We start from the raw sequence: 14,417 nt of genomic DNA, 5'->3' as shown, positions 1-14,417 counted from the left end.
GGCCCGCGCCGAAGATGGCAATACACATACCGCACATACCGCAATTTTGTATGGCCACGACCGAGACACCAGGTAGGCGCAGACCGCCACAAAGAGTCACTAACGGCTCGATCGTTGACGGCCTTTGCAACGCTGGCCACACATAATTGGAAGAGGTGTCCGCTAGGCCGGGTGCAAAGCGCCCATCTCCGATGGCACGCCAACTGTCACTTTGACCGCCGCCGATGTTGACATTCGGCGGCGGCGTGCACCACTGCCTCGGTGCCAACCCGGCCCGGCGCGAGCTGGCCCCAGGCCCTCGACGCGCTCACCCAACGCGTGCATGATCCGCATATCGTCGGGCGGGCGCCATGGAAGCCGATGGTGAGCCCTGGGCGGGCCGCTGATCCGCCGACCCTGCCCATCGAATTCGACCGCTAGCTGGGGCGGCCGGCCTCGTAGCCGTTCATCAGCCAGAACATCGTGCGGTCGATGCTGGGCAGAATTTCGGTGATGGCGATTTCACCGGCCGTGAAGCGCCCGAGCAGCCCGTACACCAGGCTGGAGATAACGGTGTCGAGGTCATTGATGAAGCCCGCATCGACGTCGGCAAGCACTTCCATCGCCGCCGGAACGACCATGTCCAAGCCGCGCCGAACCAGCCGCTGCCCACCGGGTGCGACCCTGGCCCGGAAATAGGCTTTCAAGATGTCCGGGTGCGCCTCCCAGGGCTGAAAAATGGTCCGGAGCACCCGCATCATGCCGGCATACAGCGACTCGCTCGCCGGGTGCGTTTGATCCGCCAGACCGGCGTAATGGTGCTCATCCATCCAGAACTCGAGGGCCGCCAAGATCAATTCGTCGCGGTTGGCGTAGTGCTTGTAGATGGTGGCCAGCGACGTGCGGGCACGCCGAGCGACCTCTCGCAACTGAACGGCGTCGTAGCCCTCGGTTTCCAGAATGTGCACCACGATCTCGAGGATGCGGTCTTGATGTCGCACCGACTGGACGATCGCTACTTCGGGACTGGCCACTTGCATGTCCCACCCTTGCTGTCATCGAGTAACAAGGTTACAGTACCGACTGTAACACGGTTACTCCTTGGCTCAACTTCAACGAGGCCCGATGTGCGTGCGGTCCCGGACGCGATCGCCGTCATCACCGGTGTGTCGCTGCGGGCCGATACCGGCAGCTGCCTGAAGTAGCGCGCGCTACCCGAAAGGTTCACCACACCATGACAACTCATAGTGAAGCCGCCGAAGCACCCGACGCCGACGTCTACTACGACCCCTACGACGTCGACATCGCGGCCAACCCCTACCCGACCTACGCCAGGCTGCGCGAGGAAGCGCCGATCTATTACAACGAGCGTTACGACTTTTGGGCCATCTCCCGCCACACCGACGTCGAAAAGGCGCTCGCCGATTGGCAGACTTTCTCCAACAGCCGAAGCGACATCCTCGAATTGGTGAAGTCGAAGTTCGACATGCCCTCGGGCGTGATGATGTTCGAGGACCCGCCGGTGCACACCATGCTGCGCGGCGTGATGTCCCGGGTCTTCACGCCGCGCCGAATGGCCGAGCTCGAAGACCAGATCCGGCGCTACTGCGTCGGCTGCCTGGATCCGCTGGTCGGGCGCGACAGCTTCGACATCATCGCGGAGTTGGGGTCGATGATGCCGATGCGCGTCATTGGCATGTTGCTTGGCATCCCGGAGCACGACCAGATCGGCGTTCGTGACGCCAACGACGCCAACCTGCGCACCAAACCCGGCACACCGATGAAGGTGGCCCGGCCGGACAAGATTGCCGACGGCACCATTTACGCCGACTACCTCGACTGGCGCGCCGACAACCCGTCCGACGACCTCATGACGGCGTTGCTCAATATCGAGTTCGAGGATGAAGACGGCGCGCGGAGAAAGCTCACCCGCAACGAAGTATTGCACTACACCCAGGTCGTGGCCGGCGCGGGCAACGAGACCACCGGCCGGCTCATCGGGTGGCTGGCGAAGGTACTCGCCGACCACCCCGACCAGCGCAGGCAGGTCCACGACGACCGATCGTTACTCACCCGCACCGTCGACGAAACCCTTCGATTCGAACCGACCGGCCCCCACATCGCGCGTTACACCCTGCGCGACCATCACTGCTACGACACCATGGTGCCCGCCGCCAGCGCCATCCTGCTACTTTTCGGTGCCGCCAACCGCGACCCGCGCCGCTACCAAGACCCCGATACCTTCAACATTCATCGCGACAACATCTCCCACCTCACCTTCGGCAAGGGCGTGCACTACTGCTTGGGCGCGAATCTGGCCCGCCTGGAAGGCCGGGTGGCACTCGACGAACTGCTCAACCGTTGGCCGGAATGGGGCATCGATTACGCCAGCCTGCAACTGGCGCCGACCTCGACCGTGCGCGGCTGGGAGCGATTGCGCGTCCTCGTCTCCTAAGCGCTGGCTGGTTAATTGCGTTCACTCGCGGCCGTGAGCGCCAGCGCGACCATCACGTCGGCGTAGGTAATGAAAAGCCCAATCCAGTACGCCCACTTAGCGTTCGGATCCGACTGTGACACAAAGAATATGATCAAGAAGATCGGTCCGACGATGCCGACCACGAACGTCATCAGCTGGATGACGACGTATCGCCAGAAGGTCGCCAATCCTGTGATCTCCCGTCCTGCAGTCACACCGGCCGTTGCGACCAGCAAGCCCAGACAATCCCGATCGGCGGCTTGGGCACGACGGCGTTGACCTATCCTAGCCCGAAATCATTAGGGCGCACGGACACCGGCGCCCCTAGTAGCAAATCTCTCCTGCTACCCGAATTTCCTTGCTCCATACGGCTTTCCTGGTGACCCGGGGCATCCGGTTCGAACGTCACTGCCCAGCATCGATGTGACACTGCCCGGGACCCCATGGCGCGCCTGCCACCCGAAAACGAACCACGAGACTGCGATGACCACGAAGACGGCAACCAGAACCGAGCCCGACCAGCCGGTCGGATACATCACCCCGGTGATGTAGTGCGCGATGAAGCCCGCGTCCGGCAGGGGCGCCATGCCCGCATGTGCCCGCCCCCATCGCTCCAGCCACGTCAGCGGACAATCGAGGTGCCGCATCGAGCTCAGGATCGCCCAGGCCACCACGGATACATGGCAGGCAATCGTCCGACGCCACCGCAACGCGACGACACCGCCGACCACCAGATAGGCCATGTAGGCGAAGTGCGCAGCGATGGTCGCAACGACCACGGCAACGTACATCAGCGAACTCTCAGAGCACCCTTCGATCTAGGCTTCGCTGCGGCCTCGGCTTCCTACCAACGCGGGAAATCAGGCCCTGCAACGATCATAAGGACGCCAGCGACGCCGTGCGGCTTGCCGCTCGTCGGCGACCTGGTGCACCGGCTCTGCCGGGCGTTACCGATGCCCGGCACGATCCGATGATAGACCGACGAACGTCTGGCCGATCCGGTAGGAAATCGAGGAAGCTAGGTAGGGCCGCGTATGGACGCACCAGCCGCGGCCGGCTACCGACAACCGAAGTGGAGTCTCAGTGAGCCTTGTCCTGGCGTTCGGCGTGGTGCTCCTCATCAGCGTGTCGCTGTCCGGGGTCGCGGCGCGCACGGTGTTGTCGAGTGCGCTGTTGTTCCTGGTCGCCGGCGCGGTCCTCGGACCGGGAATGCTCGGGCTAGACAACATTGGTCCAGACGACCCGATCGTCGCCGCGCTTTCCGATGTGGCGCTGTTCACCGTCTTGTTCACCGACGGCCAGCGCGCGAATCTGCACGAGCTGCGGGAAAATTGGCCGTTGTCCGGACGGGCACTCGGCGTTGGCATGCCACTGACCATGGTCGGAATCGCGGTCCCCGCCCACTTTTTGGCCGGCCTGAACTGGCCGACAGCGTTCCTGATCGGGGCCATCCTGTCGCCCACCGATCCGGTCTTCGCAGCGGCCATCGTCGGACGTACTGACGTGCCCGCCCGGCTGCGCCGTCTGCTCAATGTGGAGTCCGGGTTAAACGATGGGTTGGCGCTGCCCTTCGTCATGATTTTCCTGGCCACCGAGCAGGGCGCCGGCGCGGACGTGTTGTGGGTCGGCGTGGAACTGGTGCTCGGCCTGGTATTCGGCGTCGGGGTGGCGGCCGGTGTGGCGTTGGCGTGGCGGACGAAGATACTCACCGCCGAGCCGCATCTGCAGCCCCTGGGGCCACTGGCGATCGCGTTGGTGGTGTATTCGGCCTGCCACCTGACGCATGCCAACCCTTATCTGGCGGCGTTTGCCGCCGGCTCGGCGCTGGCCACGATGGACCACGTTGCCGCCGAATCGTTTCAACCCTTTGGCGACCTGCTATCCGAGGTGACCAAGTACGCCGCGTTGATCGTCTTCGGTGCGTTGATCACCCCGCAGCGATTGTCCGGGTTGAGTTGGCAAGATTGGCTTTTGGCGGTCGTGGTCATCTTGGCGATCCGGCCGGCGACAATGTTGTTGTCACTGTTGCGCACCCAGCTAACCAGACAAGAACGCCTGACTGCGGCGTGGTTCGGACCTAAAGGCTTCGCCTCGGTGGTCTACGGGCTGTTGGCGCTGCAGTCAGGGATAGCCAACCGAGAGCTGGTTTTCGATGTCGTCGCAGTTACCATCGCGCTGTCGATCGTGCTGCACTCATCCACCGACGTACCAATCGCCAAGGCGCTGCAGGTCGAGCCCCCAGACGATCTACCGGGCTCGCGCGGGCAGGCCGAGGCCGGAGAAGAGGCGAGTAAGCCCTAAATTCCTTCCGCTGCAGCGGTTTTAACGACCGCGGACCATCCGGAATGCGGCGCTCTTGGCGACGGGTCCGGCTGCTAACGTGGCCAGGCATGGGTGCCTTGGAAGGACGTGTTGCCTTAATTACCGGAGGAGCCCGAGGACAGGGGCGGGCACATGCTTTGGCATTGGCGAGCGCAGGCGCAGACATCGTCATAGCCGACGCGCCGGGCCCGATGAAGGAACTGACCTACCCGCTGGCCACCGAGCAAGACCTGCAAGACACCGCCGCGCTGGTTACCGACCTCGGCCGACGCTGCCTGCCGATAATCCTTGACATTCGCGACGCAACCCAGGTTGGCACCGCGGTGGAACAGACCGTCGAAGACCTGGGCAGCCTCGACATCGTGGTCGCCAATGCCGGCATCGTCAGCACCGGGCGCCTGGAAGAGGTCAGCGATCTGAGCTGGCAGCAGCTGGTGGACACCAACCTGACCGGCACCTTTCACACGCTGCGAGCGGCCATACCGGTGATGCGCGGTCAACGCTTCGGCCGGATCGTGGTGACGTCCTCGATGGGGGGCAGGATGGGCATCCCCGAGCTGGCGGCCTACAACGCCACCAAATGGGGTGTCATCGGACTGGCCAAGTCCGCTGCCCTCGAGGTCGCCAAGGAGGGCATCACCATCAACGTCATCTGTCCCACCACTACCCAGACACCGATGGTGCAGCCCACGGGAAGCGACGACGTCCCCGACGATTTGGTGCACCGCATGACCAAGGCCAATCCGATCCCGCAGCCATGGCTGCAACCCGAGGATGTCAGTCGCGGAGTGCTCTATCTGGCCACCGATCCCGGGGTGATCACCGGCAGTGTCCTGGAGATCGGCCTGGGCGGGAGCGCTCGCATTCACTGACCCGATCTGAGTTAACAGTCGGCTAAGTGGACCGCCACCGCTCGAGGCGCCCCCTAAAGTGTTGGGTCGCTAGGTATCTGCATCGACACTACGGCATCTGACGTGGGGATGGACGTTCATGAATTTTGTGGTGCTGCCGCCGGAAATCAACTCGGCGCGGATATTTTCTGGCGGCGGGGCGGGCCCGATGCTGGCCGCCGCGGCCGGCTGGAATGTGCTAGCCGGCGAACTGAGCACGGCGGCCGCCGCGTTTAAATCGGTCACGTCCGGTCTGGTCGGTGGGACGTGGCTGGGCCCGGCGGCGGCCGCGATGGCCCAAGCCGCTGCCCCATACGCCGAGTGGCTGAGCGCTTCAGCGGCCCAAGCAGCGGCGACGGCCAGCCAGGCCAACGCAGCGGCGACGGTGTTTGAGGCGGCGCAGGCGGCCACAGTGCATCCGGGACTGGTGCTGGCCAACCGGTCCGCGTTGGTGTCCTTGGTGCGGTCGAACCTGCTGGGTTTCAACGCGCCGGCCATCGCCGCCGTCGAGGCTCAGTATGAGCAGATGTGGGCCCAGGATGTGGCCAGCATGTCTGGCTATCACAGCGCGGCGTCGGCGGTCGCTGCGCAGCTGACACCGTGGCAGCCGGTGCTGCCGAGTGCGCCGGGCCTGCCGAATATAAACCTGGGGCTAGGTAATATCGGCAGCGTCAACCTCGGCAACGGCAACACCGGCAGCTACAACCTCGGCTCCGGCAACGGCGGCCCGAGCACCACCGGCGGCGGCAACGGCAACATCGGCTTCGGTAATTTCGGCTCCGTCAACTTCGGCGCCGGCAACGGAAACGCCGCCCTGACCGCCGACGGCAAGAGCTATCCCGGCGCCGCGTATTACAACGTAGGCACCGGAAACATCGGTGACCGCAACATCGGTTTCGGCAATGTCGGCAGCGGCAATATCGGCTTTGGCAACGGAAACCTGGTCGGGGCCATGGCGGCAACTCCGGCCATGTTCAACGTGGGGGCCGACAACGTCGGCAGCTACAACGTCGGCGTCGGCAATGTCGGCAACAACAACATCGGCGTCGGCAATGTCGGCAGCGGCAACATCGGCATCGGGCTCGTCGGAGACAACCAGATCGGTATTGGTGGGCTCAACGCCAACGGGATGGGGTGGAACGTCGGTCTAGGCAACAACGGCGGTTTCAACATTGGCTTCGGCAATACCGGTGACCACAACATCGGTCTAGCCAACTCCGGCAACGGCAACATCGGCATCGGGCTTACCGGCGACAACCAGGTTGGCTTCGGGGGATGGAACTCGGGCTCGGCGAACAGCGGTCTATTCAACTCGGGCAGCGGCAATTCAGGCCTGTTCAACTCGGGTGACAACAACTGGGGTCTGGCGAACTCCGGCAGCTCGAACTGGGGCGCGCTGAATTCGGGCAGCGTCAACACCGGAATCGGCAACGCCGGCGCCACCAATACCGGCTGGTGGAACGCAGGCGCCATGAACACCGGTCTCATGAACGCCGGCAGCACCAACATGGGTTTGGCGAACTCGGGCAACGGCAATCTGGGCGGCTTCAACTCCGGTGGCGGCGCCTCCGCGCTGTTCGGTCATGACATCGGCTTCTTCAACGCCGGAAACCACAATATGGGCGCGTTCAATGCGGGCTTCGGCAACGTGGGCCTGTCCAACGCGGGCGTCGGCAACACGGGTGGCTTCAATGCCGGCGGCAACGGCTCCAATCCGGTCTACGGGCCAGGAGTTACTGGTCAGGCCGGCAACACCGGCTTTTTCAACTCGGGCTTCACCAACACGGGCTTGTTCAACTCGGGCAGCACCAACACCGGACTGTGGAATGCCGGCAATGTGCACACCGGCATCGGCGGCACCGCCAACAACAGCGGCAACTCGGGCTTCGCGAATTCAGGCACCGGCAACTCAGGCTTCTTCAACTCGAGCAACTACAACTCGGGATTGTTCAACTCGGCCAACAACTCGTCCCTCGGCGGCGGCTACAACTCGGGCGGATGGAACTCCGGCGTGGGCGGCACCAACGTGGGATTCTTCAACTCCAGCAGCGGCGGCACCGACGTGGGCTTTTTCAATCATGGCGACGACGGCTTGCAGGTGGGCCTGTGGAACTCGGGCGAACATGACATCGGCCTGATGAACTCGGGCTTCTACAACACCGGATTCTTCAACTCGGGCAACCACAGTTCCGGTGTGGGCAACTCCGGTACCGGTAACGACTCCGGCTTCGGAAACTCCGGCGGCGGCTCGAACTCGGGTGGATTGAACGCGGGCACCGGGCAGTCCGGCTTCTTTGGGTCCGCCTGATAGGTCGCACCGCGATCGGTCCGCCGGGCCCAGCCCGGCACAATAGCCGGGCAGCTGCCGCGAGCGCCGTGCGGACCGGCGAAAACCGGATCCGAACTGCATCGATGCTGGTGGCAGGTACAGGATTCGAACCTGTGTAGGCGTAAGCCGACGGATTTACAGTCCGCTCCCATTGGCCGCTCGGGCAACCTGCCGCCTAGCAGGGTACAACGACCGGGTAGACAGTTCACAAACGGCCATCGCCAAAGCGGACAGGAAGGGACGGACGGAATGGCGGATTCATCGTTTGACATCGTCAGCAAGGTCGAACATCAGGAGGTCGACAACGCGCTCAACCAGGCCGCCAAGGAACTGGCCACCCGATTCGACTTCCGCGGCACCGACACCAAGATCGCCTGGAAAGGCGACGAGGCCGTCGAGCTCACCTCGTCCACCGAGGAACGTGTCAAGGCCGCCGTCGATGTGTTCAAGGAGAAACTGATCCGACGCGATATCTCGATGAAGGCCTTCGACGCCGGCGAGCCGCAGGCCTCCGGCAAGACCTACAAGGTCACCGGCGCCATCAAGCAGGGCATCAGCGGCGAAAACGCCAAAAAGATCACCAAGCTCATCCGCGACGAGGGGCCCAAGAACGTCAAGACCCAGATTCAGGGCGACGAGATCCGGGTCACCAGCAAAAAGCGCGATGATCTGCAGGCAGTGATCACGATGTTGAAGAACGCCGAGCTAGACGTTGCGCTGCAGTTCGTGAACTACCGGTAGGCGCGGCGCCCCGTCCGCGCCGAGCGGACCGCTGCGGCGAATCCCGGCGCCGATTTTCGCCCCGCCGCTACGCTCGCCGATCATTGCCTACTCTGGTGACGGCACCCATGTTCAAGCGAGGTTCACGATGACGGTGACTCCCCAAGAAGCCGACCAAGCCCCGGCGCCGACCCGCGAAGTCGATGTAGTGATCGTCGGGGCCGGGATCTCCGGCCTCGGCGCCGCCTACCGGCTGCTGCAACGCAACCCGGAGCTCAGCTACACCATCCTGGAACGCAGGGCGCGCATCGGTGGTACCTGGGATCTGTTCCGTTATCCGGGAGTACGCTCCGATAGCAGCATCTTCACGCTGAGCTTCCCGTTCGAGCCGTGGACCCGCAAGGAGGGCGTCGCTGACGGCGAGCACATCCGCGAGTACCTGACCAGTACCGCGCGCAAGTACGGCATCGACCGCCATATCCAGTTCAATAGCCATGTCCGGGCAGCGAATTGGGATTCGTCCACGGACACCTGGACGGTCACCTGCGACCAGGAAGGCGTAGCGAAGCGCTACCGCAGCCACTTTGTGTTCTTCGGCAGCGGCTACTACAACTACGACGAGGGCTACACCCCCGACTTCCCCGGTATCGAGCGGTTCGGCGGCACGGTCGTGCATCCCCAGCACTGGCCGGAGGACTTGGACTACACCGGCAAAAAGGTCGTGGTGATCGGTAGCGGCGCCACCGCGGTCACGCTGATCCCCGCATTGGCAGAAAAGGCCAACAAGGTGACCATGCTGCAGCGCTCGCCGACCTACCTCGCCGCGGCATCCAAGTACAGCATTTTCGCCGGGGTCGTTCGTAGAGCATTTCCTCGCAGGGCTTCCCACGCGATCACCCGAATGGCCGCCGCGTTGACGGAGGCGGGGTTCTGGTTCTTGTCCCGCAAGTTCCCGGGATTGGTGAAGTGGATGCTGCGACAGGTCGCGATCAAGAATCTGCCCGACGGCTACGACATCGACACCCACTTCAAGCCGCGATACAACCCGTGGGACCAGCGGATGTGCCTGATCCCCGACGCCGACTTGTACCAGGCGATCACCGCGGGCCGCGCCGCAGTGGTCACCGACCACATCGACCATTTCGACGCGACCGGCATCGCGCTCAAATCCGAGGGTCACCTCGAGGCCGACATCATCGTCACCGCCACCGGGCTGCAGCTGCAGGCGCTCGGTGGCGTCAAGATAAGCCTGGACGGTGGCGACATCGATCCCTGCGACCGCTTCGTCTACAAGGCACACATGCTCGAAGAAGTACCCAATCTGTTCTGGTGTGTGGGCTATACGAATGCGTCCTGGACGCTGCGCGCCGACATAACGGCCCGGGCTACGGCCAAGCTGCTGGCGCACATGGCCGCGCACGGCTACACACACGCCTATCCACGCCGCGGCGAGGCTCCGATGGCGGAAAAACCCTCGTGGGACATTCAAGCTAACTATGTGCTGCGGTCGCTGCACGCCCTGCCGAAGTCGGGTACCAAGCGGCCGTGGAATGTCCGACAGAACTATTTCGCCGATGCCATCGACTACCGGTTCGACCGGATCGAGGAAGCGATGGTGTTCGGTCGCGTCGCCGACCGGGCGCCGCTGGCCGGGTAAACGGGCGGCGGCGACAACGCTACGCGGATTCGCCGGGCGAGATTTCGGTACCGCCGTTCGGGCAGAGCCGTTCGCCCGGGTGATGCTGGGCCGGTGAACGGCTATTAAATGTCCGGTGGCCGCAATAGGGTGAGTTCCATGGCGGCTGCTATGCGCGAACCCAATGTCGTTGTACTTGGTGGCGGTTCCTGGGGCACCACGGTGGCGTCAATCTGTGCCCGGCGCGGACCGACGTTGCAGTGGGTGCGATCGGAAGCCACCGCAGCCGACATCAACGACAATCACCGCAACAGCCGCTACCTCGGCAACGACGTTGTGCTCAGCGCAACCCTGCGCGCCACCACTGACTTTGCCGAGGCCGCCAGTTGCGCCGACGTCGTGGTCATGGGAGTGCCCTCGCATGGCTTCCGGGGTGTCCTTAACGAGCTGAGCAAGGAGCTACGCCCCTGGGTTCCGGTGGTGTCCCTGGTCAAGGGGCTCGAGCAGGGCACGAATCTGCGCATGTCACAGATCATCGAAGAAATCCTGCCGGGTCACCCCGCGGGTATCCTGGCCGGACCGAACATCGCCCGCGAGGTGGCCGAAGGTTACGCTGCGGCCGCCGTCCTGGCCATGCCCGACCAGCACCTGGCCACGCGACTGTCCGCGTTGTTCCGCACCCGGCGGTTCCGCGTCTACACCACCGATGATGTCGTCGGTGTCGAAATGGCGGGGGCTCTTAAGAACGTCTTTGCGATCGCGGCGGGAATGGGCTACTCGCTGGGTATCGGTGAGAACACCCGCGCACTGGTGATCGCACGCTCGCTGCGCGAGATGACCAAGTTGGGCGTGGCAATGGGCGGCAACACCGAGACCTTCCCCGGTTTGGCCGGTCTGGGCGATCTGATCGTCACCTGCACCAGCCAGCGCAGCCGCAACCGGCACGTGGGCGAGCAACTGGGCGCGGGCAAGCAAATCGATGAAATCATCGCCTCGATGAACCAAGTCGCCGAAGGCGTCAGGGCGGCCAGCGTAATCATGGAATTCGCCAACGAATTCGGACTGAACATGCCCATCGCCCGGGAGGTCGACGCGGTGATCAACCACGGCTCCACCGTCGAACAGGCCTACCGAGGCTTGGCCGCCGAGGTACCCGGGCACGAGGTGCACGGGTCGGGGTTCTAGACTGGTGTAATCCGAGTTCTAACCTAGCCGTCTCCTCGCCGTAACGTGACGTTTCGCCGAGTAGATGCCAATTACATTGAACATTTGCGTTCCCTATGCACCTAGCGCGTCAAGTTGACCCTTGCTCCGTCGCGCCAATACCGTCGATGCAGCAGCCAAGCGATCGTGCCGAGCGCATCGTTGCCAACGGCAGACTTATTCGCCTGTGCACCAGCATGTTACGACTACATTGCAAAATGTATGGGGGCGGGAAATCGGGATAAATCCCCCGCTAGAAGCTAACGAGGGAGCGACCGATGCAACACATCGAGCTCGATAAACCAGACCTGGACCCAAGCCCGACGCCGGCGTCGCGCAGCGATCGGCTCAGATCGATCGTTCGGCACGATTTGCCGTCGTCGCTGGTGGTTTTCCTGGTCGCACTGCCCTTGTCGTTGGGGATCGCCATTGCATCCGATGCGCCGGTGCTTGCCGGCCTGATCGCCGCGATCGTCGGCGGCATCATCGGCGGCGCCCTGGCCGGATCGCCGTTGCAGGTCAGTGGGCCCGCCGCCGGGCTGACGGTGGTCGTCGCGGACCTCATCGCCGAATTCGGCTGGGGGGTAACTTGTCTCATCACCGCAGCGGCGGGAGTCATGCAGATCTTGCTGGGGTTCAGCCGCGTGGCTCGAGCCGCCCTTGCCATCTCACCCGTGGTTGTCCACGCCATGCTGGCGGGCATCGGAATCACCATCGCACTTCAGCAAACTCACGTGTTGCTCGGTGGCGAGTCCCACAGCTCAGCGTGGGTTAATGTTGTTGAACTACCGGCACAGATCATTGGCGCACACCGGCCGGGAGTGATCTTAGGACTCCTGGTGATCGCCATCATGGTCTGCTGGCGCTGGGCGCCGGCCAAGTTGGCTCCCGTACCTGGGCCGTTGGTCGCCATCGTGGTGGTAACCGTTGTCTCAGTGGTATTTCCGTTTCATGTATCCCGGATAACACTCGAGGGCTCGGTCCTGGATGCGCTGCAGCTGCCGACGATCCCACACGGAGGCTGGGGTGCCGTAGCGATCGGCATCATCACCGTCACGCTCATCACTAGCGTCCAAAGCCTGCTGACCGCGGTTGCGACCGACAGAATGCACAGCGGCCCACGCACCGAATTGAACCGCGAGTTGGTCGCGCAGGGCGCCTCCAACCTGGTGTCCGGAACCATCGGCGGCCTTCCCATCGCCGGCGTCATTGTGCGTAGTTCAGCAAATATCAAGGCGGGCGCTAAGACTCGAGCGTCGACAATCCTGCACGGCTTCTGGATCTTGTTGTTCGCCCTTCCGTTCGCGGGCTTGATCGAGCTGATTCCCAGCGCAGCACTCGCCGGCCTGCTCATCGTCATCGGAATTCAGCTGCTGCAACCCGCGCACATCGAAGCCGCGGTCAAGACCGGTGATTTCGCAATCTACCTGGTGACCATTGTCGCCGTAGTGTTCCTCAACCTGCTGCACGGTGTGATGATTGGGCTGGTGCTGGCCATCGCCATGACCGGATGGCGAGTAGTCCGCGCCAAGGTAGAGGCCCACCCGGTCGGTGACGAATGGCGGGTGATCGTCGAGGGGGCGTGCACCTTCCTGTCACTGCCGCGGCTGACCCGAGTGCTGGCGTCCATTCCTGAGCGCACAACGGTTACCCTTCATATCGCGGTCAACTATCTCGATCATGCTGCACACCAAGCCATTACCGACTGGCAGCAACAGCATCACGCCACGGGCGGCAGCGTCCGGATCGATGGCACACTCAAGCAAGGCCATTCCCGTCGCAAAGAGGCCGTACACCTAGCCGAAGGGAAAACGCAGGCCCAACAGGTGTAGGCAGGCCAGCCGCTGGGCAGACCCTTCACGCGGTCAAGTCCGGACCGGCCCGCTCCAGCGGCTAAGGCTGCGGCCGGGTCAGCCTCGTGCCATCGCTTCCAAGCGGCGGATGCGGTCCTCGATCGGCGGGTGCGTCGAGAACATCGAACCGATCCGCTCACCCACCCGGAACGGGTTGGCGATCATCAGATGCGCCTGGCTGGCGAGCTGCGGTTCCGGTGGCAACGGTGCCCGCTGCACTCCGCCGGAGATCTTGCGCAGGGCCGACGCCAACGCCAGTGGGTCTCCGGTCAGCATGGCGCCGGATTCATCGGCCTGATACTCGCGCGACCGCGACACCGCCATCCGCACTACCGTCGCGGCGATCGGGCCTAGCAGCGAAACCAGTAGCAGCGCGAACGGATTGCCGTTGTCCCGATTACCGCCAAACATGCCCATCCACATGGCCATGTTGGCCAGTGCGGTGATCACCCCGGCGAGCGCGCCCGCCACGCACGAGATCAGGATGTCGCGGTTGTAGACATGCGACAGCTCGTGGCCCAGCACGGCCCGCAACTCTCGTTCGTTGAGGATCTGCAGGATGCCGGTGGTGCAGCAGACCGCGGCGTTGCGCGGGTTGCGACCGGTGGCGAACGCGTTGGGCGCCGCGGTGTCGCTGATGTAGAGCCGCGGCATCGGCTGGTGGGCACTGGTCGCCAGCTCGCGCACGATGCGGTACATCGCCGGTGCCTGCAGTTCGGAAACCGGCTGCGCATGCATGGCCCTTAGGGCCAGCTTGTCGCTGTTGAAGTAGACATAGACGTTCATGCCGACGGCGAACAGTGCGGCGAACATCAAGGCCGTCTTGCCGAACAGGGCACCAATGGACACGATGATGCCGGACATGGCGACCAACAGCAGGAAGGTCTTCAGCCTGTTGGCATGCGGATGCCAGGTCATCGGTGTGTCCTCCTACGAACGCCGCAGCATGGGCGACTTTTGCTGATTCAATGCTGATTCAACGCCTCAAATGCCCCGCGTGGTTCCGCGA

General features: G+C 63.6%; 12 protein-coding genes, 1 tRNA gene and 1 pseudogene. 9 read left to right on the top strand and 5 right to left on the bottom strand.

Going from position 1 to position 14,417, the window contains the following annotated elements; translation table 11 throughout:
* Positions 1 to 218: 218 nt before the first annotated feature.
* Positions 219 to 420: pseudogene (locus MB901379_RS24375) on the top strand (cytochrome P450); the annotation flags it as partial.
* On the opposite strand, the gene MB901379_RS03865 reads toward MB901379_RS24375, so the two are convergent.
* Complete coding sequence (locus tag MB901379_RS03865; protein ID WP_158015448.1) at positions 417 to 1,019, bottom strand: TetR/AcrR family transcriptional regulator; 603 nt, start codon at positions 1,017 to 1,019, stop codon at positions 417 to 419. The pseudogene MB901379_RS24375 and the gene MB901379_RS03865 overlap by 4 nt on opposite strands.
* Positions 1,020 to 1,213: 194 nt before the next feature.
* Between MB901379_RS03865 and MB901379_RS03860 the strand changes: the two genes are divergently transcribed.
* Positions 1,214 to 2,434, top strand: coding sequence for a cytochrome P450 (locus MB901379_RS03860; protein WP_158015447.1), 1,221 nt, complete (start codon positions 1,214 to 1,216; stop codon positions 2,432 to 2,434).
* An 11-nt stretch (positions 2,435 to 2,445) separates the two neighbouring features.
* Here MB901379_RS03860 and MB901379_RS03855 read toward each other — a convergent pair whose 3' ends face one another.
* Positions 2,446 to 2,643, bottom strand: coding sequence for a hypothetical protein (locus tag MB901379_RS03855; protein ID WP_158018922.1), 198 nt, complete (start codon positions 2,641 to 2,643; stop codon positions 2,446 to 2,448).
* 156 nt (positions 2,644 to 2,799) lie between these two features.
* Positions 2,800 to 3,246: a DUF2784 domain-containing protein gene (locus MB901379_RS03850; protein WP_158015446.1), complete on the bottom strand. Its 447-nt coding sequence runs from the start codon at positions 3,244 to 3,246 to the stop codon at positions 2,800 to 2,802.
* A gap of 292 nt (positions 3,247 to 3,538) precedes the next feature.
* On the opposite strand from MB901379_RS03850, the gene MB901379_RS03845 reads away from it, so the two are divergent.
* The 3 genes from MB901379_RS03845 to MB901379_RS03835 all read left to right on the top strand — a co-directional run bounded on the left by MB901379_RS03845 (position 3,539) and on the right by MB901379_RS03835 (position 7,975).
* A complete protein-coding gene (locus tag MB901379_RS03845) occupies positions 3,539 to 4,756 on the top strand; it encodes a cation:proton antiporter (protein ID WP_158015445.1) in 1,218 nt (405 codons plus the stop codon).
* 89 nt (positions 4,757 to 4,845) lie between these two features.
* Positions 4,846 to 5,649: a mycofactocin-coupled SDR family oxidoreductase gene (locus MB901379_RS03840; RefSeq protein ID WP_158015444.1), complete on the top strand. Its 804-nt coding sequence runs from the start codon at positions 4,846 to 4,848 to the stop codon at positions 5,647 to 5,649.
* 118 nt (positions 5,650 to 5,767) lie between these two features.
* On the top strand, positions 5,768 to 7,975 hold the full coding sequence (locus tag MB901379_RS03835) for a PPE family protein (RefSeq protein WP_158015443.1): 2,208 nt from the start codon (positions 5,768 to 5,770) through the stop codon (positions 7,973 to 7,975).
* Positions 7,976 to 8,083: 108 nt separating this feature from the next.
* Here MB901379_RS03835 and MB901379_RS03830 read toward each other — a convergent pair.
* Positions 8,084 to 8,169 (bottom strand) — tRNA-Tyr (locus MB901379_RS03830).
* Between the two features lie 76 nt (positions 8,170 to 8,245).
* Here MB901379_RS03830 and MB901379_RS03825 point away from each other — a divergent pair.
* The 4 genes from MB901379_RS03825 (at position 8,246) to MB901379_RS03810 (ending at position 13,387) form a co-directional block, all read left to right on the top strand.
* Positions 8,246 to 8,737 (top strand): YajQ family cyclic di-GMP-binding protein, encoded by a 492-nt coding sequence (locus MB901379_RS03825; RefSeq protein WP_158015442.1) that lies wholly within the window; start codon positions 8,246 to 8,248, stop codon positions 8,735 to 8,737.
* A gap of 127 nt (positions 8,738 to 8,864) precedes the next feature.
* Positions 8,865 to 10,373, top strand: a complete 1,509-nt coding sequence (locus tag MB901379_RS03820) for a flavin-containing monooxygenase (RefSeq protein ID WP_158015441.1) — start codon at positions 8,865 to 8,867, stop codon at positions 10,371 to 10,373.
* 138 nt (positions 10,374 to 10,511) lie between these two features.
* Positions 10,512 to 11,537: an NAD(P)H-dependent glycerol-3-phosphate dehydrogenase gene (locus tag MB901379_RS03815; protein WP_158015440.1), complete on the top strand. Its 1,026-nt coding sequence runs from the start codon at positions 10,512 to 10,514 to the stop codon at positions 11,535 to 11,537.
* Positions 11,538 to 11,833: 296 nt separating this feature from the next.
* Positions 11,834 to 13,387: a SulP family inorganic anion transporter gene (locus MB901379_RS03810; protein ID WP_158015439.1), complete on the top strand. Its 1,554-nt coding sequence runs from the start codon at positions 11,834 to 11,836 to the stop codon at positions 13,385 to 13,387.
* Positions 13,388 to 13,465: 78 nt separating this feature from the next.
* Here the strand turns inward: MB901379_RS03810 and htpX are convergent, their stop codons facing one another.
* Positions 13,466 to 14,326 carry a zinc metalloprotease HtpX gene (gene htpX, locus MB901379_RS03805; protein WP_158015438.1) on the bottom strand — a complete coding sequence of 287 codons (861 nt, stop codon included), beginning with the start codon at positions 14,324 to 14,326 and terminating at the stop codon, positions 13,466 to 13,468.
* Positions 14,327 to 14,417: the final 91 nt, after the last annotated feature.

The organism is Mycobacterium basiliense (genome assembly GCF_900292015.1).
Taxonomy (GTDB): Bacteria; Actinomycetota; Actinomycetes; order Mycobacteriales; family Mycobacteriaceae; genus Mycobacterium; species Mycobacterium basiliense.
Note: the sequence above shows the minus strand (reverse complement) of the source record. Positions and strands in the feature narration are given on the sequence as shown.

What these genes read in the sequence shown, in the direction of transcription:
- htpX (WP_158015438.1), bottom strand. Translation starts at nt 14,326, where the DNA reads ATGACCTGGCATCCGCATGCCAACAGGCTGAAGACCTTCCTGCTGTTG.
- MB901379_RS03865 (WP_158015448.1), bottom strand. Translation starts at nt 1,019, where the DNA reads ATGCAAGTGGCCAGTCCCGAAGTAGCGATCGTCCAGTCGGTGCGACAT.
- MB901379_RS03835 (WP_158015443.1), top strand. Translation starts at nt 5,768, where the DNA reads ATGAATTTTGTGGTGCTGCCGCCGGAAATCAACTCGGCGCGGATATTT.
- MB901379_RS03810 (WP_158015439.1), top strand. Translation starts at nt 11,834, where the DNA reads ATGCAACACATCGAGCTCGATAAACCAGACCTGGACCCAAGCCCGACG.
- MB901379_RS03840 (WP_158015444.1), top strand. Translation starts at nt 4,846, where the DNA reads ATGGGTGCCTTGGAAGGACGTGTTGCCTTAATTACCGGAGGAGCCCGA.
- MB901379_RS03850 (WP_158015446.1), bottom strand. Translation starts at nt 3,246, where the DNA reads ATGTACGTTGCCGTGGTCGTTGCGACCATCGCTGCGCACTTCGCCTAC.
- MB901379_RS03820 (WP_158015441.1), top strand. Translation starts at nt 8,865, where the DNA reads ATGACGGTGACTCCCCAAGAAGCCGACCAAGCCCCGGCGCCGACCCGC.
- MB901379_RS03815 (WP_158015440.1), top strand. Translation starts at nt 10,512, where the DNA reads ATGGCGGCTGCTATGCGCGAACCCAATGTCGTTGTACTTGGTGGCGGT.
- MB901379_RS03860 (WP_158015447.1), top strand. Translation starts at nt 1,214, where the DNA reads ATGACAACTCATAGTGAAGCCGCCGAAGCACCCGACGCCGACGTCTAC.
- MB901379_RS03825 (WP_158015442.1), top strand. Translation starts at nt 8,246, where the DNA reads ATGGCGGATTCATCGTTTGACATCGTCAGCAAGGTCGAACATCAGGAG.